The sequence below is a fragment of the Salmonella sp. SJTUF15581 genome (assembly GCF_043356775.1).
GTDB lineage: Bacteria > Pseudomonadota > Gammaproteobacteria > Enterobacterales > Enterobacteriaceae > Salmonella > Salmonella enterica.
Genome location: NZ_JBEUJY010000014.1, coordinates 46,646 through 67,878 on the forward strand (window position 1 = coordinate 46,646; position 21,233 = coordinate 67,878).

The window sequence follows — 21,233 nt, forward strand, 5'->3', positions numbered from 1 at the left end:
GCTTATGTATTTCTGGAGTAAATCACCATGTCTGAAGGCTGGAACATTGCCATTCTGGGCGCAACGGGCGCCGTAGGCGAAGCCCTGCTTGAAACACTGGCTGAACGCCAGTTCCCGGTCGGTGAAATTTATGCGTTGGCGCGTCATGAAAGCGCGGGCGAGCACCTTCGTTTTGGTGGCAAGTCGGTCATTGTCCAGGATGCGGCGGACTTTGACTGGACGCAGGCGCAGTTGGCGTTTTTCGTTGCCGGCGCAGAGGCATCGGCTGCCTGGATAGACGACGCGACCAATGCAGGCTGCCTGGTGATAGATTCCAGCGGTCTGTTCGCGCTGGAGCCTGATGTGCCGCTGGTCGTGCCGGAAGTTAACCCGTATGTACTGGCGGATTACCGCAACCGTAACGTGATTGCGGTCGCCGATAGTCTGACCAGTCAACTGCTGGCGGCGCTCAAGCCGTTAATCGATCAGGGGGGACTGTCGCGCATCGCCGTCACCAGTATGTTATCAGCGTCCGCACAGGGGAAAAAAGCGGTCGATGCGCTGGCTGGACAGAGTGCGAAGCTGCTTAACGGCATACCGATTGATGAAGATGATTTCTTTGGCCGCCAGTTAGCGTTCAATATGCTGCCGCTGCTGCCGGATCGTGAAGGCAGCGTGCGCCAGGAACGTCGTATCGTCGATGAAGTGCGTAAAATTTTGCAGGACGATGGCGTGATGATCTCCGCCAGTGTCGTGCAGTCGCCGGTGTTCTATGGCCATGCGCAGATGGTGAGCTTTGAAGCGCTCCGTCCGCTGGCGGCGGAAGAGGCGCGCGAGGCGTTTTCCCGCGGTGAAGATATCGTACTATCAGAAGAGACGGATTACCCGACGCAGGTGGGCGACGCTTCCGGCAATCCACAGCTTTCTATTGGCTGTGTGCATAATGATTACGGTATGCCGGAACAAATTCAGTTCTGGTCAGTGGCGGACAACGTGCGTTTCGGCGGCGCGCTGATGGCCGTTAAAATTGCGGAGAAGCTGGTGCAGGAGTATCTGTACTGATGTCCGGACAGCAATCATCGCCGGTCTATAAAATTGCGCTGGGTATTGAGTACGACGGCAGCAAGTATTATGGCTGGCAGCGTCAGAATGAAGTGCGCAGCGTGCAGGAAAAGCTGGAAAAAGCGCTCTCGCAGGTGGCAAATGAACCTATTAACGTGTTCTGCGCCGGGCGTACCGATGCCGGCGTTCACGGCACCGGGCAGGTTGTCCATTTCGAAACGACCGCATTGCGCAAAGATGCGGCATGGACGCTGGGGGTAAATGCGAATTTGCCTGGTGACATTGCCGTGCGCTGGGTGAAAACTGTACCGGATGATTTTCACGCGCGATTTAGCGCTACGGCTCGCCGTTATCGCTATATCATCTACAATCATCGACTGCGTCCTGCGGTGTTAGCAAAAGGCGTGACGCATTACTATGAGCCGCTGGATGCAGAGCGGATGCATCGCGCGGCGCAGTGTCTGCTTGGCGAAAATGATTTTACCTCGTTTCGCGCGGTGCAGTGCCAGTCGCGCACGCCGTGGCGTAATGTGATGCACATCAACGTTACCCGCCACGGCCCTTATGTGGTGGTCGATATCAAAGCGAATGCCTTTGTTCATCATATGGTCAGGAATATTGTCGGCAGCCTGCTGGAAGTAGGCGCTCACAACCAGCCGGAGAGCTGGATCGCAGAGCTGTTAGCGGCCAGGGACAGAACGCTGGCGGCGGCAACGGCGAAGGCGGAAGGGCTATATTTGGTTGCGGTGGATTACCCTGACCGGTTTGACCTTCCAAAACCGCCAATGGGCCCGCTATTTCTGGCGGACTAATCCGAATCGCACACCCGAAACGTGTCGGGTAGAAAGGCAAAGACAAATATGGACCTGATCTACTTTATTATTGATTTTATTCTGCACATCGATGTGCATCTGGCGGAGCTGGTCGCGGAGTACGGCGTCTGGGTGTACGCTATTTTGTTTTTGATTCTGTTTTGTGAAACCGGCCTGGTCGTCACGCCGTTCCTGCCGGGCGACTCGCTGCTGTTTGTCGCCGGGGCGCTGGCTTCGCTGGAAACCAACGATCTCAATGTGCATGTCATGGTGGCGTTAATGCTGATCGCCGCAATTGTCGGCGATGCGGTAAATTACACGATTGGTCGACTGTTCGGCGAAAAACTGTTCAGTAATCCGAATTCGAAAATTTTCCGCCGCAGTTATCTGGATAAAACCCACCAGTTTTATGAAAAACACGGCGGTAAAACTATCATTCTCGCTCGCTTCGTGCCGATCGTCAGAACCTTTGCGCCGTTTGTGGCAGGGATGGGGCACATGTCCTATCGGCATTTTGCCGCTTATAACGTCATCGGCGCGCTGCTGTGGGTGCTGCTCTTTACCTACGCCGGTTATTTCTTCGGTACGATACCGTTGATTCAGGATAACCTTAAGCTGCTGATTGTGGGGATTATCGTGGTTTCGATATTACCCGGCGTCATTGAGATTGTCCGGCATAAGCGCGCTGCGTCGCGTGCCGCAAAATAGAAAGTAACTCAGCGGTTCGACCACTTTTTTATCCAAAGTTTCGGGCTGTTATGTTTTAATGTGCAACATTCATGGTCTGTTGGGGGCAAAAATGGCATTATGCGCCCCTTATAATAAAGCTGACTAAGGTTCAGGCAGAAAGGTCACCAATGAGCTGGATTGAACGAATTAAAAGCAACATTACTCCCACCCGCAAGGCTAGCATTCCTGAAGGGGTGTGGACCAAGTGTGATAGCTGCGGTCAGGTTTTATACCGCGCTGAGCTGGAACGTAATCTTGAGGTCTGTCCTAAGTGTGACCATCATATGCGCATGTCGGCGCGCAATCGCCTGCATAGCCTGTTAGATGAAGGTTCCCTTGTGGAGTTGGGTAGCGAGCTGGAGCCAAAAGACGTGCTCAAGTTCCGCGACTCCAAAAAATATAAAGACAGACTGGCGTCCGCGCAGAAAGAAACCGGCGAGAAAGACGCGCTGGTGGTCATGAAAGGGACGCTTCACGGTATGCCGGTTGTCGCCGCCGCGTTTGAATTCGCGTTCATGGGCGGCTCAATGGGGTCTGTCGTTGGCGCACGCTTCGTTCGCGCCGTTGAACAGGCGCTGGAAGACAACTGTCCGTTAGTGTGTTTCTCTGCTTCCGGCGGCGCGCGTATGCAAGAAGCGCTGATGTCGCTGATGCAGATGGCGAAAACCTCGGCGGCGCTGGCTAAAATGCAGGAACGTGGTCTGCCCTACATTTCGGTATTGACCGATCCGACAATGGGCGGCGTTTCCGCCAGTTTTGCGATGCTGGGCGATCTCAACATCGCCGAGCCAAAAGCTCTGATTGGCTTCGCCGGCCCGCGCGTTATCGAACAGACCGTTCGCGAAAAACTGCCGCCAGGATTCCAGCGCAGTGAGTTCCTGATCGAAAAAGGCGCTATTGATATGATAGTCCGCCGCCCGGAAATGCGCCTGAAGCTGGCGAGCATTCTGGCGAAGCTGATGAATCTGCCCGCGCCGAACCCGGACGCCCCGCGTGAAGGCGTGGTGGTGCCTCCGGCGCCGGATCAGGAGTCTGAGGCCTGATAACTGAAAAGGGCAGGGCCGCAGGCTCTGCCCTTTTGCTTTTCACCGTAAAGAAGCAGCGGAATCAATGAAAAACAAATCTATACCTCAAGCTGCGTCGCCCCTGGCCTCGTGGCTTTCTTATCTGGAAAACCTGCACAGCAAGAGTATCGATTTAGGCCTTGAGCGCGTAAGCCAGGTGGCAGCGCGTCTGGACATCCTCAAGCCTGCGCCGTTCGTTTTTACCGTTGCGGGAACCAACGGCAAAGGTACGACCTGTCGCACGCTGGAGTCGGTGTTAATCGCGGCGGGATACCGTGTGGGCGTCTATAGTTCGCCTCATCTGGTACGTTACACCGAGCGCGTGCGCGTGCAGGGGAAAGAATTAGCGGAATCCGCGCATACCGCGTCCTTTGCGGAAATAGAAGCGGCGCGCGGCGATATTTCATTGACCTATTTTGAATATGGTACGTTGTCGGCATTGTGGCTGTTTAAACAGGCTAACCTTGACGTGGTGATTCTGGAGGTCGGGTTGGGCGGGCGCCTGGACGCCACGAACATTGTGGATGCCGATGTAGCGGTAATTACCAGCATCGCGCTTGACCATACTGACTGGCTGGGGCCGGATCGCGAAAGTATCGGCCGCGAGAAGGCCGGGATTTTTCGTGCGGAAAAACCCGCTATCGTCGGCGAACCGGAAATGCCGGCAACCATCGCGGATGTCGCGCAGGAGACCGGCGCGCTGTTGCGGCGTCGCGGCGTTGACTGGCGTTATGAGGTGACAGCGACCCACTGGGCGTTTACCGATGGTGACGGCACGCTTGCCGGACTGCCGTTGCCGCAGGTTCCCCAGCCGAATGCCGCCACCGCCCTGGCCGCGCTGCGCGCCAGCAGGTTGAACATTGACGAGCAGGCGATTCGCGACGGTATTGCGCAGGCTACCTTGCCGGGACGTTTTCAAATCGTGAGTGAGTCGCCGCGCGTTATCTTTGATGTCGCCCATAATCCCCACGCGGCGGAATACCTGACGGGTCGTCTGAAAATGTTGCCGAAACGCGGGCGCGTGCTTGCGGTGATTGGTATGCTGCATGATAAAGATATCGCCGGCACGTTAGCCTGGTTGAAAAGCGTGGTTGACGACTGGTATTGTGCTCCGTTAGAGGGGCCGCGCGGCGCGACGGCGGAACAACTTCTGGAACATCTGGGGAAAGGGAATGTCTATGATAGCGTCGCGCAGGCATGGCAGGCCGCTATCGACGCGGCGCAGCCAGAAGATACCGTGCTGGTGTGCGGATCGTTCCACACCGTCGCACATGTTATGGAAGTGATAGACGCGGGGAGAATCGGTGGCGAGTAAGTTTCAGAATCGTTTAGTCGGCACGATTGTGTTAGTCGCGCTGGGGGTTATTGTGCTTCCCGGTCTGCTGGACGGACAGAAAAAGCATTATCAGGATGAATTTGCTGCGATTCCACTGGTACCGAAGCCTGGCGACCGCGATGAGCCGGATATGATGCCTGCCGCAACGCAGGCGCTGCCGACACAGCCGCCGGAAGGGGCGGCTGAAGAGGTGCGGGCGGGAGATGCGGCAGCGCCGTCTCTGGACCCGTCGCGCATGGCGTCTAACAATGTCGAGCTTGATCCGATACCGGTGGAGACGCCTAAACCGAAGCCGGTTGAAAAGCCGAAGCCGCAGCCTAAACCGCAACAGCCGGTTGTCGCCGCTTCCACGCCGACGCCCGCTCCGCAACCAGTCGCCGACGATAAACCTGCGCCGACCGGCAAAGCCTATGTCGTACAGTTGGGCGCGCTGAAAAACGCGGATAAAGTCAACGAGATAGTCGGCAAGCTTCGTTCCGCCGGGTTCCGGGTTTATACTTCCCCCTCAACGCCGGTACAGGGTAAAATAACCCGTATTCTCGTCGGGCCGGATGCGTCGAAAGATAAGATGAAAGGATCGCTTGGCGAGCTCAAACAGATTTCCGGGTTAAGCGGCGTGGTGATGGGATATAGCCCGAACTAAGGCGCGTTTTGCCTGAGCGCGCAGCGTTAAGGCCTACGGTGTTCATCTGGTAATAGCCGAAGTTCTGTAGGCTGGATAAGGCGTTTACGCCGTCATCCGGCAGAAGGAATAAACCTGGTATCCTGCGCTTATCAGGCCGATGGCAGCTCTTCTGGTCGTGCCCGAAGAGATAAAAAGTGTGATGGCGTTGAATATTTTTTCAGCGCCATTTTTATTTACGCGTGGGAAGGAAATCCCTACGCAAACGTTTTCTTTTTCTGTTAGAATGCGCCCCGAACAGGACGACAGGGCGTAAAATCGTGGGACATCTATGGTCTGGATTGATTACGCCATTATCGCGGTGATTGCTTTTTCCTGTCTGGTTAGCCTGATCCGCGGCTTTGTTCGTGAAGCGTTATCGCTGGTGACGTGGGGTTGTGCTTTCTTTGTCGCCAGTCACTACTACACTTACCTGTCTGTCTGGTTTACGGGCTTTGAAGACGAACTGGTTCGTAATGGGATTGCTATCGCGGTACTGTTTATCGCGACGCTTATCGTCGGCGCTATCGTGAATTTTGTGATAGGTCAGCTAGTAGAAAAGACCGGCCTGTCGGGAACTGACCGGGTGTTGGGGATCTGTTTCGGCGCACTGCGAGGCGCGCTGATTGTCGCCGCCATTCTGTTCTTCCTTGATACCTTTACCGGCTTGTCGAAAAGCGAAGACTGGAGCAAATCGCAGCTCATCCCGCAGTTCAGCTTCATCATCAGATGGTTCTTTGACTATCTGCAAAGCTCGTCGAGTTTCTTGCCCAGGACGTAACAGGTTCTGAGATGTGGCTTAACGAGGAAAATGACGTATGTGCGGTATTGTCGGTATCGCCGGTGTTATGCCGGTCAACCAGTCGATTTATGACGCGTTAACAGTGCTCCAGCATCGTGGTCAGGATGCTGCCGGTATCATCACCATTGATGCGAATAACTGCTTCCGCTTGCGTAAGGCAAACGGGCTGGTGAACGATATTTTTGAAGCTCGCCACATGCAGCGTTTGCAGGGCAACATGGGGATCGGCCATGTGCGCTACCCTACCGCAGGCAGCTCCAGCGCTTCCGAAGCGCAACCTTTTTACGTTAACTCGCCGTATGGCATCACGTTGGCCCATAATGGCAACCTGACTAACGCGCACGAGCTACGTAAAAAGCTGTTTGAAGAAAAGCGCCGTCATATCAACACCACCTCCGATTCCGAAATCCTGCTCAATATTTTCGCCAGCGAGCTCGACAACTTCCGTCACTATCCGCTGGAAGCCGACAATATTTTTGCCGCGATTGCCGCGACTAACCGTCAAATCCGCGGCGCCTATGCCTGCGTGGCGATGATTATCGGCCACGGCATGGTGGCTTTTCGCGATCCGCACGGCATTCGCCCGTTAGTGCTGGGCAAGCGTGACGTTGGCGATGGTCGTACGGAGTATATGGTCGCTTCTGAAAGCGTGGCGCTGGATACGCTGGGCTTTGAATTCCTGCGCGATGTCGCGCCGGGCGAAGCTATCTATATTACCGAAAAGGGGCAACTGTTCACGCGCCAGTGCGCGGATAACCCGGTCAGTAACCCCTGTCTGTTTGAGTACGTTTATTTTGCTCGCCCGGACTCCTTTATCGACAAGATCTCCGTCTACAGCGCTCGTGTGAATATGGGCACCAAACTTGGCGAAAAAATCGCTCGTGAATGGGAAGATCTGGACATCGACGTCGTGATCCCTATCCCGGAAACCTCCTGCGATATCGCACTAGAAATTGCCCGTATTCTCGGCAAGCCGTACCGCCAGGGATTTGTCAAAAATCGTTACGTGGGACGTACCTTTATCATGCCGGGCCAACAGCTACGCCGTAAATCCGTGCGCCGTAAGCTCAATGCTAATCGCGCGGAATTTCGCGATAAGAACGTCCTGCTGGTGGATGATTCCATCGTGCGTGGCACCACATCAGAGCAGATCATCGAGATGGCCCGGGAAGCCGGCGCGAAGAAGGTTTATCTGGCGTCCGCCGCGCCGGAAATTCGTTTCCCCAACGTCTATGGCATTGATATGCCGACCGCCAATGAGCTGATCGCGCATGGTCGCGAGGTGGATGAGATTCGTCAGATCATCGGCGCAGACGGGCTTATCTTCCAGGATCTGAACGATCTGATCGAAGCCGTACGCGCGGAAAATCCGGATATCCAGCAGTTTGAGTGTTCGGTATTTAACGGGGTATATGTCACCAAAGACGTAGACCAGCAATACCTCGACTTCCTGGATTCATTACGTAATGACGACGCCAAAGCGGTGCTGTTCCAGAACGAAATGGAAAACCTGGAAATGCATAACGAAGGCTAATGGCTTTGCCAGCGGCGCAATGCCGCTGGCCGATGTCAATTACGCACCACGCCGAAGCGAATAGCGTATTTTTGTACTTTGTACTGTAACGTGGTGCGGGATACGTTAAGGCTGCGGGCCGCGGCGGCAATATTCCCCTGATGCGTATCCAGCGCGGTTTCTATTAAATGCCTTTCGTAGTTGGCAACCCGTACCTCCAGCGACCCTTCATACTGCGGATCGGGTGACGAGGGAAGGGGATTTTCCGGCGCGGTTTCCGGTACGCCTAAATTTAACTCGTCCTGTTCAAAAATGATGTGTTTGAGCAGCCCATCTTTTTCCTGCATGATCATGCTGCGTACAATCGCGTTTTCCAGCATCCTGACATTACCCGGCCAGGCGTGATTGAGCAGATCAGCACGCGCCGTCTCGCTTAATCCGTGAATGTCCTGCGGCACGTCATTACGGTATTTATCAATAAAATAATTCGCCAGTAAGGGAATATCTTCCGGGCGGGCGCGCAGCGGCGGTAACGTTAACATTCCGACGCTCAACCGATAAAAAAGATCTGCCCGCAGACGTTCTTGTTGAATTAATTTGACGGGCGCTTCGTTCATGGCGGCAACGATCCTGACATCAGAGTGGAGTTGCTGCTGTCCGCCGAGGCGCCAGAAGGTTTTATCCTGCAAGAATCGCAGCAGCTTACTTTGCATCTCTATCGGCATGGCGTTCAGCTCATCAAGAAAGAGCGTTCCCCCGTTTGCCAGTTCCAGATAGCCCTGGCTATTTTCCGCGCCGGTATAGGCGCCGCGCACGGTGCCGAAAAGCGTACTTTCGATAAGCGTAGGCGGTAGGGCGCCGCAGTTCAGGGCGATGAAGGGTTTATTCGCCCGCTTGCTGCATTGATGTATCAGGCGGGAAAATAACTCCTTACCCGTTCCCGTCTCCCCGACAATCGTCACCGGAATATTACTGGCGGCCAGCCGTTTGGCTTTGGCGATATTACTGAGCATTTCCGGGTTTTCGGTAATAATGGCATGGTGCTTCTCATGGTGATCGGCATACAGCAGTTGGTTCAGTTCTACCACCTGCTCCTGGAGCCGCCTGACGCCGGACATATTCCTGCCGATTTCGATAACGCCGACCATGCCGCCATCGCTTGCATAGAGCGGCGCGGTGGTGTGCTGATAGTCAACGGCCTGGCCTCGCGCATTGTAATAAATTTGATAATGGCCAATGTATTCCACGCCTTTTTTTAACGATGAAAGCATCGTACTTTGGGTCTCTTTCATGCCCGGATAGACATCCAGCATATGTTTTCCCATTGCCCGTTCAATACTATAGCCGTCCAGATCCGCGCTTTCCTGATTGTAGTAAACGTATTCACCACGCTCATTAATGACGGCCAACGGCTGATGAATCAAATCGAAAAAGCGGGAAAACATCCTGAGCGCCGAGGCCAGTTCCTGATTGGTGGATGCCATACACGCATTCCTCATATCTATTGTTCATGTTGCCATTATAAAAGTGACGAATTTTCGTCGTTGTGATGAATAGCAAACTCAATGACGAAAATGAGAAATAGCTTATTTTTATAACTAATTGATTATTTTTATAAAAAATAGTGGCATGCCTTTTGCTTTATCCCTGTAAAGAATGCGGATTTTTACCATAAACATTAAGCAGAGGGCGTTATGACTGACTCGATTATGCAGAATTACAACCAGCTACGTGAGCAGGTAATCAACGGCGATCGCCGTTTCCAGCACAAAGACGGTCATTTGTGTTTTGAAGGGGTCGATCTGGACGCTCTGGCGCGCCAGTACCCCACGCCGTTCTATGTGTTTTCTGAGCCGGAGATTATTCGTAACATTCATGAAATCCAGCAGGCATTTGCGGCGCATAAAAATACCAAAACCTTCTTTGCGTCAAAAACCTGCTCGGTCATGGGGGTGTTGAAAGCCATTCGTGACGCCGGAATTTGCGCGGAGGCAAACTCACAATATGAGGTTCGCAAGTGTCTGGAGATAGGCTTTCGCGGCGATCAGATCGTCTTCAACGGCGTGGTGAAAAAGCCTGCCGATCTGGAGTATGCCATCGCCAACGATCTGTATCTTATTAATGTTGATAGCCTGTATGAGCTGGAACATATTGATGCTATCTCTCGCAAGCTGAAGAAAGTCGCCAATGTTTGCGTCCGCGTAGAGCCGAATGTTCCCTCGGCGACGCATGCTGAACTGGTTACCGCTTTCCATGCGAAGTCGGGTCTCGACCTGGAACAGGCGGAAGAAACCTGCCGCCGCATTCTGGCGATGCCTTATGTGCATTTGCGCGGCTTGCATATGCATGTGGGCGATCAGGTGCCGGAGTCAGAGCCTTTCGCAAAAGCGACTAAAGTGCTGGTGGATGAATCCCGTCGCCTGGAAGAGGTGCTCGGTATTAAATTTGATTTGATCAACGTGGGCGGCGGAATTCCGGTTCCCTATAAATATGACGATGAGAATGGCGACCCGTTAAAAGATAATATGTATGCCGGTATTACCGCCCAGGATTTTGCCGATGCGGTCATTCGCGAAGTGCATAAATGGCGTACCGATGTGGAAATATGTATTGAACCGGGACGTAAAGTGACCGGGTCGGCGGCGGTGTTACTGACGGAAGTCTCCTGCGAAAAACGTAAAACAAATTACGATCTTAACGGCAATGTGGAATGCCACGTTGAATGGAAATTTGTCGACGCCGGTTACAGCGTACTCTCTGACAGCCAGCATTTTGACTGGTTCTTTTATGTCTATAACGCCTCTCGCATGACGGCAGCGCACGACGCCTGGATAAAATTAGCCGGGCCGCTGTGTGATGGCGGGGATTATTTCCACATGGGAGTGAAAGGCGAAGAGTTTTTACTGCCGAAGGAGACTCATGTTGGCGATATTGTCGCGTTTCTTGACGCCGGGGCATACACCATTGAAAGTCAAACCGTTTATAACAACCGTCCGCGCACGGGCGTGGTGATGATCGATAAAAATGGTGAGACGCGTCTGATTCGTCGGGAAGACAGTTACGAAGATATGGTCAAGTACGACATTTATTAATACTGTTTTGGGCTTCAGTTTCATGCTGAAGCCCGTCGTCAGATGATAAGAAGAGGGCAGTGATGCCTGAATGCATAACAGGAGATGGCCATGAGTAACACGAATTCTGGCTTACTTGGCATCAAAGACATTGTCTTTATGAATGTCATCGCTATTCTGAGTTTGCGGCAAATCCCTAACGTGGCGCCTTACGGGGCATCGGCCATGTTGTTATGGGTGATCGCCGCATTCTGCTTGTTTTTTCCTTTAGCGATGGTATGCGGCGAGCTGTCAACCGGCTGGCCGAAAGATGGCGGGATATTTGTCTGGATTAAAGAGGCATTTGGTAAACGTATTGCATGGATTGTCGTGGTTTGTTTTCTCTTTTCCTGCGTACTGTTTTTCCCATTAATGCTGCAATTCGGCTTTACCGCGTTGGGCTATATGATCGGCGGCGGCCTGGCGGAAAATAAAGCATTTATCGGTATTGGTTCCGCGGTAATTTTCTGGCTATTAACGCTGATGAATATCCGCGGGATGGAATGGACAAAAATTATTAATAGCATCAGCGCCTGGTGCGGCGTATTTATTCCCTCCGCCATCCTCATTTTACTGGCGGTGGTATGGCTATGTACCGGACACCAGATGCAGACGGACTACACTACAGCGAAAAACTGGATTCCGGATCTCGGACACTGGGATACGATCGTTTTCTTATCCAGCATGATGTTTGCGTTTGCCGGACTGGAGGTCGCCCCGATGATTGCCGGGCGTACCCGTAATCCACAGCGTGATTTTCCGCGAGCGATGGCCGTCTCCGCTGCCGTTATCGTTGGGATCTATATGGTCGGTACCTGGGCGCTAAACACGCTTTTACCCGCCGGGAAAACCGACATTGTGGCAGGCGTCATGCAGGCTATGCATGCTGCTGCGGACACGCTGCATATGCCGTGGTTAATTCCTGTTATGGCCATCTGTATGTTTTTTGGCGCTCTCGGGCAAATTAACTCCTGGCTGGTGGGGCCGATTTATATGCTCCAGGAAGCCTCGCGTGAAGATAATCTGCTGGGGGACCGAATCGGCAAATTACATCCGGTGTGGAAAACGCCCGCCTTTGCCTTGACTGTACAGGCGATTATTGTCACGGTCCTGTGTTTTTCGACTTTTATTTCGCCAAGCGTTGCGGCGGCTTACTGGATGTTAACGGCGCTAACGACCATCACCTATTTTATTCCTTATCTGGTGATGTTCCCGGCGTTCTGGCGTTTACGTAAGACTCAGCCGGATACGCCAAGAAGTTTTAAAATTCCGGGCAAGGTTTTACCGGCTATTTTACCCGCGCTGGGCTTTCTTTCTATCGCCTTTGCCGTTGCGCTGTTATTTATTCCGCCTTCTCAAATTGATATGGGCGGATATTTCCAGTACGCCGGGAAAATTATTGGCGGAGCCGTGCTGGCGGTTGTCGTCGCGGAGTACATTTACCATCGGGCGCAGAAACGTAATGCCCGTTTAAGCATGGCGGGAGGAAAATAAAATGTATATGCCAGTTCTGGAAATAAATCTACGCAAGCTGGAAGAAAACGCCCGCACGGAAAAAGCTCTGCTGGCAAGTAGCGGTATTGACGTGATGGCTGTCAATAAAGTTTTTGACGGCTGCGTGGAAACCGCGCAGGCGGTGTTCAACGGCGGAATTACCGTTATTGCTGAATCACGAACCTATAATTTGAAAAAAATACGCGAGACAGGATGTACGACCTGCCTGTTACGCAGCCCGTGTCTGAGTGAAATCGAAGATGTGGTGCGCTACGCGGATATTAGTTTAAATAGCGAGCCGGTGGTATTACGGGCATTATCGCAAGAAGCCCAACGCCAGGGGAAAACGCATCAGGTATTACTGATGGTGGATATGGGCGATTTACGCGAGGGTATCTGGTTTGGTGAATATCAACGCATTCTTGAGACCGTGACTCTGATTACTGGTCTGCCCGGTCTGGAATTATATGGACTGGGCACCAACTTTAATTGTTACGGCACCGTGTTGCCAACGGTAAAAAATGGCGAGGATTTTCTGGCGCTGGCCGCCCGGCTGGAAGCCGACAGCGGTATTCCTGTCCGGCGGCTTTCTGCGGGAAACTGCACCAGCTATCACCTGCTGGATAAAGGTATCTGGCCGCAGGGGCTGAATCATCTGCGCATCGGCGGACTGCATGAATTCGGCATTGAATATGTGGACATGAAATACCTGAATGAATTTCACCACTCCGCAAAACCGGTCGATAAAGCCTGTTCCGATATGTATATCCTGGAAGCGGAAATCATCGAACTGAACAGTAAACCGACCGTCCCGGTTGGGGAGCTGGGCGTCGATGCCTTTTTGCAAAGTAAAACCTTTGTCGATCGTGGCATACGCCGACGCGCATTGCTGGCGTTTGGTCGCCAGGATGTGCCGTCGGATAACTGTGTGCCATGCGACGACGCTATCACTATCTTAGGGCAAACCAGCGATCATACGCTGGTGGATATTGAAGATTGTCGTCAGTCGCTAAAAGTAGGCGATGTGGTTCGCTTTGAGCTGGATTATACGGGCCTGTTAATGGCCTGCCAGACCAAAGGCGTCGCCTGGAGGTTTACGCGTTAACGCATAACCGCCGCGGCTATGTCGCGGCGGCATCTTTGACCTCACGAAAGACAGGGAGTAACGATGGATACCCTGCAACAATCACCGCCAGCAGAGCCTGAAGGCGGTCTGCGGCGTAACCTGAAGAAACGGCATCTGCTGATGATGTCGCTGGGCGGCACGATTGGCACCGGCTTATTTATCGGCATTGCCGAACCGTTAAGCAGCGTCGGGCCGGCGGGAACCTTACTGGCCTATCTGTTTGCCGGAACCATTATGCTGGCGACGATGATGTGTCTTGGCGAATTATCATGCGCCTTTCCTCACTCCGGTTCATTTCAACATTACGCGCTGATGTTTATGCCGTCACCTTGCTGGAGCTATACCATTGGCTGGCTTTACTGGTTTAGCTGGGTCTTTTCCCTGGCGGCCGACCTCACTGCCGCAGGGTTTATTGCTCACCAGTTTTTCCCCGCGGTTCCGGTATATATGTTCTGCCTGGCGATTCTGCTCATCCTGACGGCCATCAATCTTACCTCCGCAAAAAGTTTTGGCGAATGCGAATACTGGCTTTCGGCCATTAAGGTCTTCGCGATCGTGCTGTTTATCTGCGCGGGCGGGGTCATGATCTACTCGCTAATGGGCCATAGTGACTGGCACCCGACGTTAAAAATAGACGGAATGTGGTTTCCCCACGGTTGGGAGCAAATTGTGGTCTGTATGACGATCGTGATTTACTCCTTCCAGGGGGTGGAATTGGTAGGAAATGCGGCAGGGGAGACCGAATCGCCGCACATTATTTTACCGAAAGTGATCCTGGGGATCGGTCTCAGAATCATTTTGTTTTACGGCCTGGCGATTGCGGTGCTGGCGCTGGTCTATCCGCATGAACTGACGCCAAATGGACAAAGTCCCTTTGTATGGGTATTCTCCCACGCGGGCATTCCGGGGGCGGATACGCTGATGACGCTGGTGATCTTTTCCGCCGCGGTTTCTGCCGCTAACTCGGCCATTTACGCCAGTTCGCGTATGCTGTGGTCTATGGCGGGCGATCGCTTTGCGCCAGCCTGCTTTGGTAAAACGAACGGCGGCGGCGTGCCGGTGTATGCTATTTTAATCACGGCCTTGCTGGCGTTGGTGTCGTTGCTGACCCGCTATATTCCCGCACAGCAATTTTATTTATATCTGATCGCCAGTACCGGGCAGGTGGGTTGCCTGGCATGGATAACCATCGGATGGTGCCAGTATCGTTTCCGACAATCGGTGCGTAATGGAACGTACGCCAGCGATTTGCTACGCTATCGATCGCCGCTTTTCCCCTGGACGGCCCGATTTGTCATTATCACCAATTTTGCCATTATGGTCGGCACCTGGTTTAGTGAGCAAGGGGTAGTGATAATGTTGGTTGAGCTGGCTTTTATGATAGGGATTCTTTTGTCATGGTATCTCTTCAGACCCACTTTGAGCCGATTACGTAACACAGTGGGATGAACGGCGCTCGTAAACGGTAAGAGAACATGAAACGACTCATTGTAGGAATTAGCGGCGCCAGCGGAGCGATTTATGGCGTGCGCTTATTACAAATTTTGCGCGATGTCGATAGCGTGGAAACACATCTGGTGATGAGCCAGGCGGCCCGGCAAACGCTGGCGCTGGAGACCCATTTTTCGCTGCGCGAGGTGCAGGCGCTGGCCGATGTGACGCACGATGCGCGCGACATTGCCGCCAGCATTTCCTCGGGCTCTTACCCGACGGCGGGAATGGTTATCTTGCCCTGTTCGATTAAAACGCTGTCGGGGATTGTCCACAGTTATACTGACGGACTGCTTACCCGCGCGGCGGATGTGATATTAAAAGAGCGGCGACCTCTGGTGCTGTGTGTGCGCGAAACGCCGCTGCATATCGGGCATTTGCGTTTAATGACCCAGGCCGCTGAGATAGGCGCGGTGATTATGCCGCCGGTTCCGGCTTTTTATCATCTTCCTCAGACGTTAGATGATGTTATAAATCAAACGGTTAACCGAGTTTTGGATCAGTTTGATATCCCCCTTCCGCACGATCTTTTTGTTCGCTGGCAGGGCGCATAGCGTTGTCTGTTTAGCGTGCATTATTGTCCCTGTTGCCCTGTTTCAGGGCAATTTTGTAACCGCGATCATATCCTCAACATTTAATTCGTTAAAAGCCGCCGAAACGCTGCGGTTCAACCGTCATACCTGCTATCTTCAACATCAGGACAATATTGCAACGTTTTATTAACAAATTTAACGTCGAATCGTTTTGCTGACGTGAAAATGGCATAAGACCTGCATGAAAAAGTCTGCAAACACACAACACCACGTAAAACATAAGAAAATGACGCCACTTGAGGGGTATGTATGAAGAAGACCGTTCTCGCTTTGTCTTTGCTGATAGGTCTGGGCGCGACGGCGGCCAGTTACGCCGCGCTCCCGCAAACGGTTCGTATTGGAACAGATACCACCTACGCGCCTTTCTCATCAAAAGATGCCAAAGGCGAGTTTATTGGCTTTGATATCGATCTCGGTAATGAAATGTGTAAGCGTATGCAGGTGAAATGTACCTGGGTCGCCAGCGACTTTGATGCGCTTATTCCCTCACTAAAAGCGAAAAAAATTGATGCCATTATTTCATCGCTCTCTATCACCGATAAACGCCAGCAAGAAATTGCGTTTTCCGACAAACTTTACGCGGCGGATTCACGTCTGATTGCGGCAAAAGGGTCTCCCATTCAGCCGACGCTGGAATCGCTGAAAGGCAAGCATGTCGGCGTGCTGCAAGGGTCCACGCAAGAGGCTTACGCCAATGATAACTGGCGCACTAAAGGTGTGGATGTGGTGGCTTATGCCAACCAGGATCTTATCTATTCCGATTTAACCGCCGGTCGTCTGGATGCCGCATTACAGGATGAAGTCGCCGCCAGCGAAGGTTTCCTGAAGCAGCCAGCGGGCAAGGAGTATGCGTTTGCCGGTCCTTCCGTGAAGGATAAAAAATATTTTGGCGACGGGACGGGGGTTGGGCTGCGCAAAGACGATACCGAGCTAAAAGCCGCGTTTGATAAAGCGCTGATCGAACTGCGCCAGGACGGAACTTACGACAAAATGGCCAAAAAGTACTTCGATTTTAATGTCTACGGCGATTGAGGGAAGGGGATAACGCGCCGCGCTGGGGAACTATCACGGTGCAAAATAGATGTTTTGCACCTTTTTGGTGCATAAGCCGTTGCGGAACAGGCGCATAAATGCATACTTAATCGATTTTTATGCAAAATAAACCGGCTGACAAGGTAGAATGCTTTGCCTTGTCGGCCTGATTAATGGCACGATAGTCGCATCGGATCTGTAAAGATCTCCTGGAAAGACAGTCTGTTGAGGATAGTTATGAAAAAACTGGCGTTATCCCTTTCTCTGGTGCTGGCATTTTCCAGCGCTACCGCAGCATTTGCCGCTATTCCACAAAAGATTCGTATCGGTACCGATCCTACATACGCACCGTTTGAATCCAAAAATGCACAAGGTGAATTGGTCGGCTTTGATATCGATCTGGCCAAAGAGCTGTGCAAACGTATCAACACACAGTGTACGTTCGTGGAAAACCCGCTGGATGCGCTGATTCCATCTTTAAAAGCGAAGAAAATTGATGCCATCATGTCCTCGCTGTCCATCACTGAAAAGCGCCAGCAGGAAATCGCGTTTACCGACAAGCTTTACGCCGCTGATTCCCGTCTGGTGGTGGCGAAGAACTCTGATATTCAGCCAACCGTCGCGTCGCTGAAAGGCAAGCGCGTCGGCGTGCTACAGGGGACGACGCAGGAGACCTTCGGCAATGAGCACTGGGCGCCGAAAGGGATTGAGATCGTCTCTTACCAGGGGCAGGACAACATTTATTCCGATCTGACGGCTGGCCGTATTGATGCAGCGTTCCAGGACGAGGTCGCGGCCAGCGAAGGTTTCCTTAAACAGCCCGTCGGAAAAGACTATAAATTCGGCGGCCCGGCGGTGAAAGATGAGAAGTTATTCGGCGTAGGAACCGGTATGGGGCTGCGCAAAGAGGATAACGAGCTGCGCGAAGCGCTGAACAAAGCCTTTGCTGAAATGCGTGCTGACGGTACTTACGAAAAGCTGGCGAAAAAGTACTTTGATTTTGATGTTTATGGCGGTTAATCACCGTCGGTGCAGATAAAGCCCAAAGAATGTTGACTGTCTGCATTGCCTGATGGCGCTGCGCTTGTCAGGCCTAAGGGGAGCATCGTAGGTCGGGCAAGGCACAGCCGCCATCCGGCGTGATGTGAGGCAAAAATGCAAAAGAGGCTTCTTACTTCACCACACACAACAGGACAGGCTGCATGTTGTACGGGTTTTCAGGCGTAATTTTACAGGGCGCGATCGTCACGCTGGAACTGGCGCTCAGTTCCGTGGTGCTGGCCGTGCTTATTGGTCTTGTCGGCGCGGGGGCGAAGCTTTCGCAAAACCGGATAACGGGGCTTATTTTTGAAGGATACACCACCCTGATTCGCGGGGTGCCGGATCTGGTCTTAATGCTGCTGATATTTTACGGATTGCAAATCGCGCTTAACGTGGTGACCGATTCGCTGGGTATCGACCAGATAGATATTGATCCGATGGTGGCCGGTATTATCACCCTTGGTTTCATCTACGGCGCCTATTTTACCGAAACCTTTCGCGGCGCGTTTATGGCGGTGCCGAAAGGCCATATCGAGGCGGCGACGGCTTTTGGTTTTACCCACGGGCAAACCTTCCGGCGGATTATGTTCCCGGCGATGATGCGTTACGCCCTGCCGGGGATCGGCAATAACTGGCAGGTGATACTCAAAGCGACGGCGCTGGTGTCGCTGCTGGGCCTGGAAGATGTCGTCAAAGCCACGCAGCTTGCCGGTAAAAGCACCTGGGAGCCTTTCTATTTTGCCGTGGTCTGTGGACTTATCTACCTGGTATTTACCACCGTTTCCAATGGTGTGCTGCTCTTACTTGAGCGTCGCTATTCCGTGGGCGTGAAGAGGGCCGATTTGTGATTGAGATCATTCAGGAGTACTGGAAATCCCTGCTGTGGACGGATGGCTATCGTTTTACCGGCGTGGCGATTACGCTGTGGCTGTTAATTTCATCGGTGGTGATGGGCGGTCTTCTGGCGGTGATTCTGGCGGTAGGTCGCGTTTCCAGTAATAAATTCATCCGTTTTCCCATCTGGCTGTTTACGTATATTTTTCGCGGCACGCCGCTGTACGTACAGCTACTGGTGTTCTATTCGGGGATGTATACGCTGGAGATAGTCAAAGGCACCGATCTTCTTAACGCGTTTTTCCGCAGCGGACTGAACTGTACCGTACTGGCGCTGACGCTGAATACCTGCGCGTACACCACGGAAATTTTCGCCGGGGCGATTCGCTCGGTGCCGCACGGTGAAATTGAAGCGGCACGGGCCTATGGCTTCTCGTCATTTAAAATGTATCGCTGCATTATTTTGCCGTCGGCATTACGCATCGCCTTGCCTGCCTACAGCAACGAAGTGATTTTAATGCTGCACTCTACGGCGCTGGCGTTTACCGCGACGGTGCCGGATTTGTTGAAAATCGCCCGCGATATTAACTCAGCGACTTACCAGCCGTTTACCGCGTTTGGCATTGCCGCCGTGTTGTATTTACTCATTTCGTATGTCCTGATAAGCCTGTTCCGTCGGGCGGAAAGACGCTGGTTGCAGCACGTGTCCTCTAAATAATTCGAGTAACATGATGTCAGAAAATAAATTACACGTTATCGATTTGCACAAACGCTACGGCGGTCATGAAGTGCTGAAAGGGGTATCGCTGCAGGCCCGCGCCGGAGATGTGATTAGCATCATCGGCTCGTCCGGCTCCGGTAAAAGCACTTTTTTGCGCTGTATTAACTTCCTCGAAAAACCGAGCGAAGGCGCGATTATCGTGAACGGTCAGAACATTAATCTGGTGCGCGACAAAGACGGGCAGCTCAAAGTGGCGGATAAAAATCAGCTACGCTTGTTGCGTACCCGCCTGACGATGGTGTTTCAGCACTTTAACCTCTGGAGCCACATGACGGTGCTGGAAAATGTGATGGAAGCGCCGATTCAGGTACTGGGATTAAGCAAGCACGACGCGCGCGAGCGGGCGTTGAAATATCTGGCGAAGGTGGGGATTGATGAGCGCGCTCAGGGCAAATATCCCGTTCATCTCTCCGGCGGCCAACAGCAGCGCGTTTCTATTGCGCGCGCGCTGGCGATGGAACCTGACGTTTTACTGTTCGATGAACCCACTTCGGCGCTCGATCCTGAACTGGTCGGCGAAGTGTTGCGCATCATGCAACAACTGGCGGAAGAAGGCAAAACGATGGTGGTGGTCACGCATGAAATGGGCTTCGCTCGCCATGTCTCTTCGCACGTTATTTTTCTGCATCAGGGGAAAATTGAAGAAGAGGGCGATCCGGAGCAGGTGTTCGGCAATCCGCAAAGCCCGCGTTTACAGCAATTCCTGAAAGGCTCGCTGAAATAAAAGAAGCCCGGCGGCGCATCGCTTACCGGGCAGGATACGGCGCTTTAGGAACTAGCGAATCACATCCGCCAGCGCCTCTTCTAAATCATACCAGCGAAATGCGAATCCGGCGGCTTCAAGCCGTTTTGGCAGCGCCCGCTGTCCGCCCAGCACCAGCACTGACGACTCTCCCATCAATAAGCGAATTGCCGTCGCCGGAATGCGAATAATCGCCGGGCGGCGCAGCGCGCGACCCAGCGCATGAGCAAAATGCTCATTATGGACGGGATACGGCGAGACCATATTGAAGGGACCGCGAAGATCGTTATCCAGCAGCCACAGGATGCCGTTGACCATATCGTCGATGTGAATCCAGGCCAGATATTGCCGACCATTGCCCACCGGACCGCCGAGTCCGAGGCGAAACGGCGGAACCATTTTCCCCAAAATCCCGCCTTGCGGCGCCAGGACAACGCCGGTACGCAGCAGGCAGACGCGGGTCTGGTCGCTCTGCGCACGACAGGCAATCTGTTCCCAGCGGGCGCAAAGTTTATGCGTAAATTCGTTGTGCGGCGGTTCGTCTTCAGTGACGACAACGTCGCCCAGATCGCCGTAATAGCCCGTGGCGGAGCCGGATATCAACACCGAGGGCGGCGTAGCGCTGGCATGAATTAAATCCACCAACTTTTGCGTGATAGCCCAGCGGCTTTGGCACAACCGTTCTTTTTGTTGCGACGTCCAGCGCTTGTCGGCAATCGGTTCGCCCGCCAGATTGATGATGGCATCAATCTCATTGAGGTGCTCACGTTCCGCCAGCCCTTTCCATAATGTCACTCTGGAATCGAGAATCTGACGCGCGTTATCGGGATTGCGCGTAACAACCGTCACCTGATGCCCCAGTGTTAACAGCCGGGGAATGAGATGACGCCCTATCAGGCCCGTACCGCCGGTAATCAGAATCTGCATATGACCTCCAGAGTAGGGAGGATTTCCTCTTCCCTAATGTCAGGTTTTTAATACGAATAAGGGTGCCGGACGCAGGTTTTTTCCGTGTATACACCTCTACATCA

20 protein-coding genes are annotated in these 21,233 nt (G+C 53.0%); 18 read left to right on the forward strand and 2 right to left on the reverse strand.

The features are described 5' to 3' along the window. Positions 1–27 precede the first annotated feature (27 nt). The 8 genes from ABVN36_RS19955 to purF all read left to right on the forward strand — a co-directional run bounded on the left by ABVN36_RS19955 (position 28) and on the right by purF (position 7,979). Complete coding sequence (locus ABVN36_RS19955) at positions 28–1,041, forward strand: aspartate-semialdehyde dehydrogenase (RefSeq protein WP_001289141.1); 1,014 nt, start codon at positions 28–30, stop codon at positions 1,039–1,041. Further along, the gene (truA, locus tag ABVN36_RS19960; RefSeq protein ID WP_000016631.1) at positions 1,041–1,853 is read left to right on the forward strand and encodes a tRNA pseudouridine(38-40) synthase TruA; all 813 of its coding nucleotides are present in this window, start codon (positions 1,041–1,043) and stop codon (positions 1,851–1,853) included. Before ABVN36_RS19955 ends, truA begins: the two co-directional genes overlap by 1 nt. A 48-nt stretch (positions 1,854–1,901) precedes the next feature. Then, the gene (locus ABVN36_RS19965; protein ID WP_000364318.1) at positions 1,902–2,561 is read left to right on the forward strand and encodes a DedA family protein; all 660 of its coding nucleotides are present in this window, start codon (positions 1,902–1,904) and stop codon (positions 2,559–2,561) included. Positions 2,562–2,710: 149 nt separating this feature from the next. Continuing rightward, positions 2,711–3,625 carry an acetyl-CoA carboxylase, carboxyltransferase subunit beta gene (gene accD / locus ABVN36_RS19970; protein WP_000118383.1) on the forward strand — a complete coding sequence of 305 codons (915 nt, stop codon included), beginning with the start codon at positions 2,711–2,713 and terminating at the stop codon, positions 3,623–3,625. Between the two features lie 67 nt (positions 3,626–3,692). Beyond that, entirely contained in the window at positions 3,693–4,961 is a 1,269-nt protein-coding gene (gene folC / locus ABVN36_RS19975) for a bifunctional tetrahydrofolate synthase/dihydrofolate synthase (protein WP_000792275.1), read from the forward strand. Continuing rightward, the gene (gene dedD, locus ABVN36_RS19980; RefSeq protein ID WP_000157037.1) at positions 4,951–5,625 is read left to right on the forward strand and encodes a cell division protein DedD; all 675 of its coding nucleotides are present in this window, start codon (positions 4,951–4,953) and stop codon (positions 5,623–5,625) included. Before folC ends, dedD begins: the two co-directional genes overlap by 11 nt. A 310-nt stretch (positions 5,626–5,935) precedes the next feature. Further along, positions 5,936–6,424 (forward strand): colicin V production protein, encoded by a 489-nt coding sequence (gene cvpA, locus ABVN36_RS19985; protein WP_000262102.1) that lies wholly within the window; start codon positions 5,936–5,938, stop codon positions 6,422–6,424. Between the two features lie 37 nt (positions 6,425–6,461). Beyond that, entirely contained in the window at positions 6,462–7,979 is a 1,518-nt protein-coding gene (gene purF, locus ABVN36_RS19990) for an amidophosphoribosyltransferase (protein ID WP_000334205.1), read from the forward strand. Positions 7,980–8,014: 35 nt separating this feature from the next. Here the strand turns inward: purF and ABVN36_RS19995 are convergent, their stop codons facing one another. Continuing rightward, entirely contained in the window at positions 8,015–9,442 is a 1,428-nt protein-coding gene (locus ABVN36_RS19995) for a sigma-54-dependent Fis family transcriptional regulator (RefSeq protein WP_000168925.1), read from the reverse strand. Between the two features lie 210 nt (positions 9,443–9,652). On the opposite strand from ABVN36_RS19995, the gene ABVN36_RS20000 reads away from it, so the two are divergent. The 10 genes from ABVN36_RS20000 to hisP all read left to right on the forward strand — a co-directional run bounded on the left by ABVN36_RS20000 (position 9,653) and on the right by hisP (position 20,184). Continuing rightward, the gene (locus tag ABVN36_RS20000) at positions 9,653–11,050 is read left to right on the forward strand and encodes an alanine racemase (RefSeq protein ID WP_000132306.1); all 1,398 of its coding nucleotides are present in this window, start codon (positions 9,653–9,655) and stop codon (positions 11,048–11,050) included. Positions 11,051–11,140: 90 nt separating this feature from the next. Then, the gene (locus ABVN36_RS20005; RefSeq protein WP_000072512.1) at positions 11,141–12,562 is read left to right on the forward strand and encodes an APC family permease; all 1,422 of its coding nucleotides are present in this window, start codon (positions 11,141–11,143) and stop codon (positions 12,560–12,562) included. A 1-nt stretch (position 12,563) separates the two neighbouring features. Beyond that, a complete protein-coding gene (locus ABVN36_RS20010) occupies positions 12,564–13,667 on the forward strand; it encodes an alanine/ornithine racemase family PLP-dependent enzyme (protein WP_000281907.1) in 1,104 nt (367 codons plus the stop codon). 63 nt (positions 13,668–13,730) lie between these two features. Next, a complete protein-coding gene (locus ABVN36_RS20015; protein ID WP_000380353.1) occupies positions 13,731–15,137 on the forward strand; it encodes an amino acid permease in 1,407 nt (468 codons plus the stop codon). Between the two features lie 26 nt (positions 15,138–15,163). After that, a complete protein-coding gene (locus ABVN36_RS20020) occupies positions 15,164–15,733 on the forward strand; it encodes a UbiX family flavin prenyltransferase (RefSeq protein WP_000825682.1) in 570 nt (189 codons plus the stop codon). Positions 15,734–16,021: 288 nt separating this feature from the next. Next, positions 16,022–16,804, forward strand: a complete 783-nt coding sequence (argT, locus tag ABVN36_RS20025) for a lysine/arginine/ornithine ABC transporter substrate-binding protein ArgT (protein WP_000754422.1) — start codon at positions 16,022–16,024, stop codon at positions 16,802–16,804. Positions 16,805–17,041: 237 nt separating this feature from the next. Further along, entirely contained in the window at positions 17,042–17,824 is a 783-nt protein-coding gene (hisJ, locus tag ABVN36_RS20030; protein WP_000731868.1) for a histidine ABC transporter substrate-binding protein HisJ, read from the forward strand. Positions 17,825–18,006: 182 nt separating this feature from the next. Beyond that, entirely contained in the window at positions 18,007–18,693 is a 687-nt protein-coding gene (locus tag ABVN36_RS20035) for a histidine ABC transporter permease HisQ (RefSeq protein ID WP_000965495.1), read from the forward strand. Next, on the forward strand, positions 18,690–19,397 hold the full coding sequence (gene hisM, locus ABVN36_RS20040) for a histidine ABC transporter permease HisM (RefSeq protein WP_000569771.1): 708 nt from the start codon (positions 18,690–18,692) through the stop codon (positions 19,395–19,397). The genes ABVN36_RS20035 and hisM overlap by 4 nt, the downstream gene beginning before the upstream one ends. Before the next feature lie 13 nt (positions 19,398–19,410). Then, positions 19,411–20,184, forward strand: a complete 774-nt coding sequence (gene hisP / locus ABVN36_RS20045; protein WP_001293591.1) for a histidine ABC transporter ATP-binding protein HisP — start codon at positions 19,411–19,413, stop codon at positions 20,182–20,184. Positions 20,185–20,235: 51 nt separating this feature from the next. Here the strand turns inward: hisP and ABVN36_RS20050 are convergent, their stop codons facing one another. Continuing rightward, entirely contained in the window at positions 20,236–21,129 is an 894-nt protein-coding gene (locus tag ABVN36_RS20050; RefSeq protein WP_001166274.1) for a TIGR01777 family oxidoreductase, read from the reverse strand. Positions 21,130–21,233 lie beyond the last annotated feature (104 nt).

Excerpts from the sequence above, each read along its gene's own strand:
- ABVN36_RS19995 (WP_000168925.1), bottom strand. The coding sequence starts at position 9,442 with ATGGCATCCACCAATCAGGAACTGGCCTCGGCGCTCAGGATGTTTTCC.
- ABVN36_RS20000 (WP_000132306.1), top strand. The coding sequence starts at position 9,653 with ATGACTGACTCGATTATGCAGAATTACAACCAGCTACGTGAGCAGGTA.
- ABVN36_RS19965 (WP_000364318.1), top strand. The coding sequence starts at position 1,902 with ATGGACCTGATCTACTTTATTATTGATTTTATTCTGCACATCGATGTG.
- ABVN36_RS20010 (WP_000281907.1), top strand. The coding sequence starts at position 12,564 with ATGTATATGCCAGTTCTGGAAATAAATCTACGCAAGCTGGAAGAAAAC.
- hisP (WP_001293591.1), top strand. The coding sequence starts at position 19,411 with ATGTCAGAAAATAAATTACACGTTATCGATTTGCACAAACGCTACGGC.
- cvpA (WP_000262102.1), top strand. The coding sequence starts at position 5,936 with ATGGTCTGGATTGATTACGCCATTATCGCGGTGATTGCTTTTTCCTGT.
- truA (WP_000016631.1), top strand. The coding sequence starts at position 1,041 with ATGTCCGGACAGCAATCATCGCCGGTCTATAAAATTGCGCTGGGTATT.
- folC (WP_000792275.1), top strand. The coding sequence starts at position 3,693 with ATGAAAAACAAATCTATACCTCAAGCTGCGTCGCCCCTGGCCTCGTGG.
- hisJ (WP_000731868.1), top strand. The coding sequence starts at position 17,042 with ATGAAAAAACTGGCGTTATCCCTTTCTCTGGTGCTGGCATTTTCCAGC.
- ABVN36_RS20005 (WP_000072512.1), top strand. The coding sequence starts at position 11,141 with ATGAGTAACACGAATTCTGGCTTACTTGGCATCAAAGACATTGTCTTT.
- ABVN36_RS20035 (WP_000965495.1), top strand. The coding sequence starts at position 18,007 with ATGTTGTACGGGTTTTCAGGCGTAATTTTACAGGGCGCGATCGTCACG.
- argT (WP_000754422.1), top strand. The coding sequence starts at position 16,022 with ATGAAGAAGACCGTTCTCGCTTTGTCTTTGCTGATAGGTCTGGGCGCG.
- purF (WP_000334205.1), top strand. The coding sequence starts at position 6,462 with ATGTGCGGTATTGTCGGTATCGCCGGTGTTATGCCGGTCAACCAGTCG.
- accD (WP_000118383.1), top strand. The coding sequence starts at position 2,711 with ATGAGCTGGATTGAACGAATTAAAAGCAACATTACTCCCACCCGCAAG.
- ABVN36_RS20020 (WP_000825682.1), top strand. The coding sequence starts at position 15,164 with ATGAAACGACTCATTGTAGGAATTAGCGGCGCCAGCGGAGCGATTTAT.
- ABVN36_RS19955 (WP_001289141.1), top strand. The coding sequence starts at position 28 with ATGTCTGAAGGCTGGAACATTGCCATTCTGGGCGCAACGGGCGCCGTA.
- ABVN36_RS20050 (WP_001166274.1), bottom strand. The coding sequence starts at position 21,129 with ATGCAGATTCTGATTACCGGCGGTACGGGCCTGATAGGGCGTCATCTC.
- ABVN36_RS20015 (WP_000380353.1), top strand. The coding sequence starts at position 13,731 with ATGGATACCCTGCAACAATCACCGCCAGCAGAGCCTGAAGGCGGTCTG.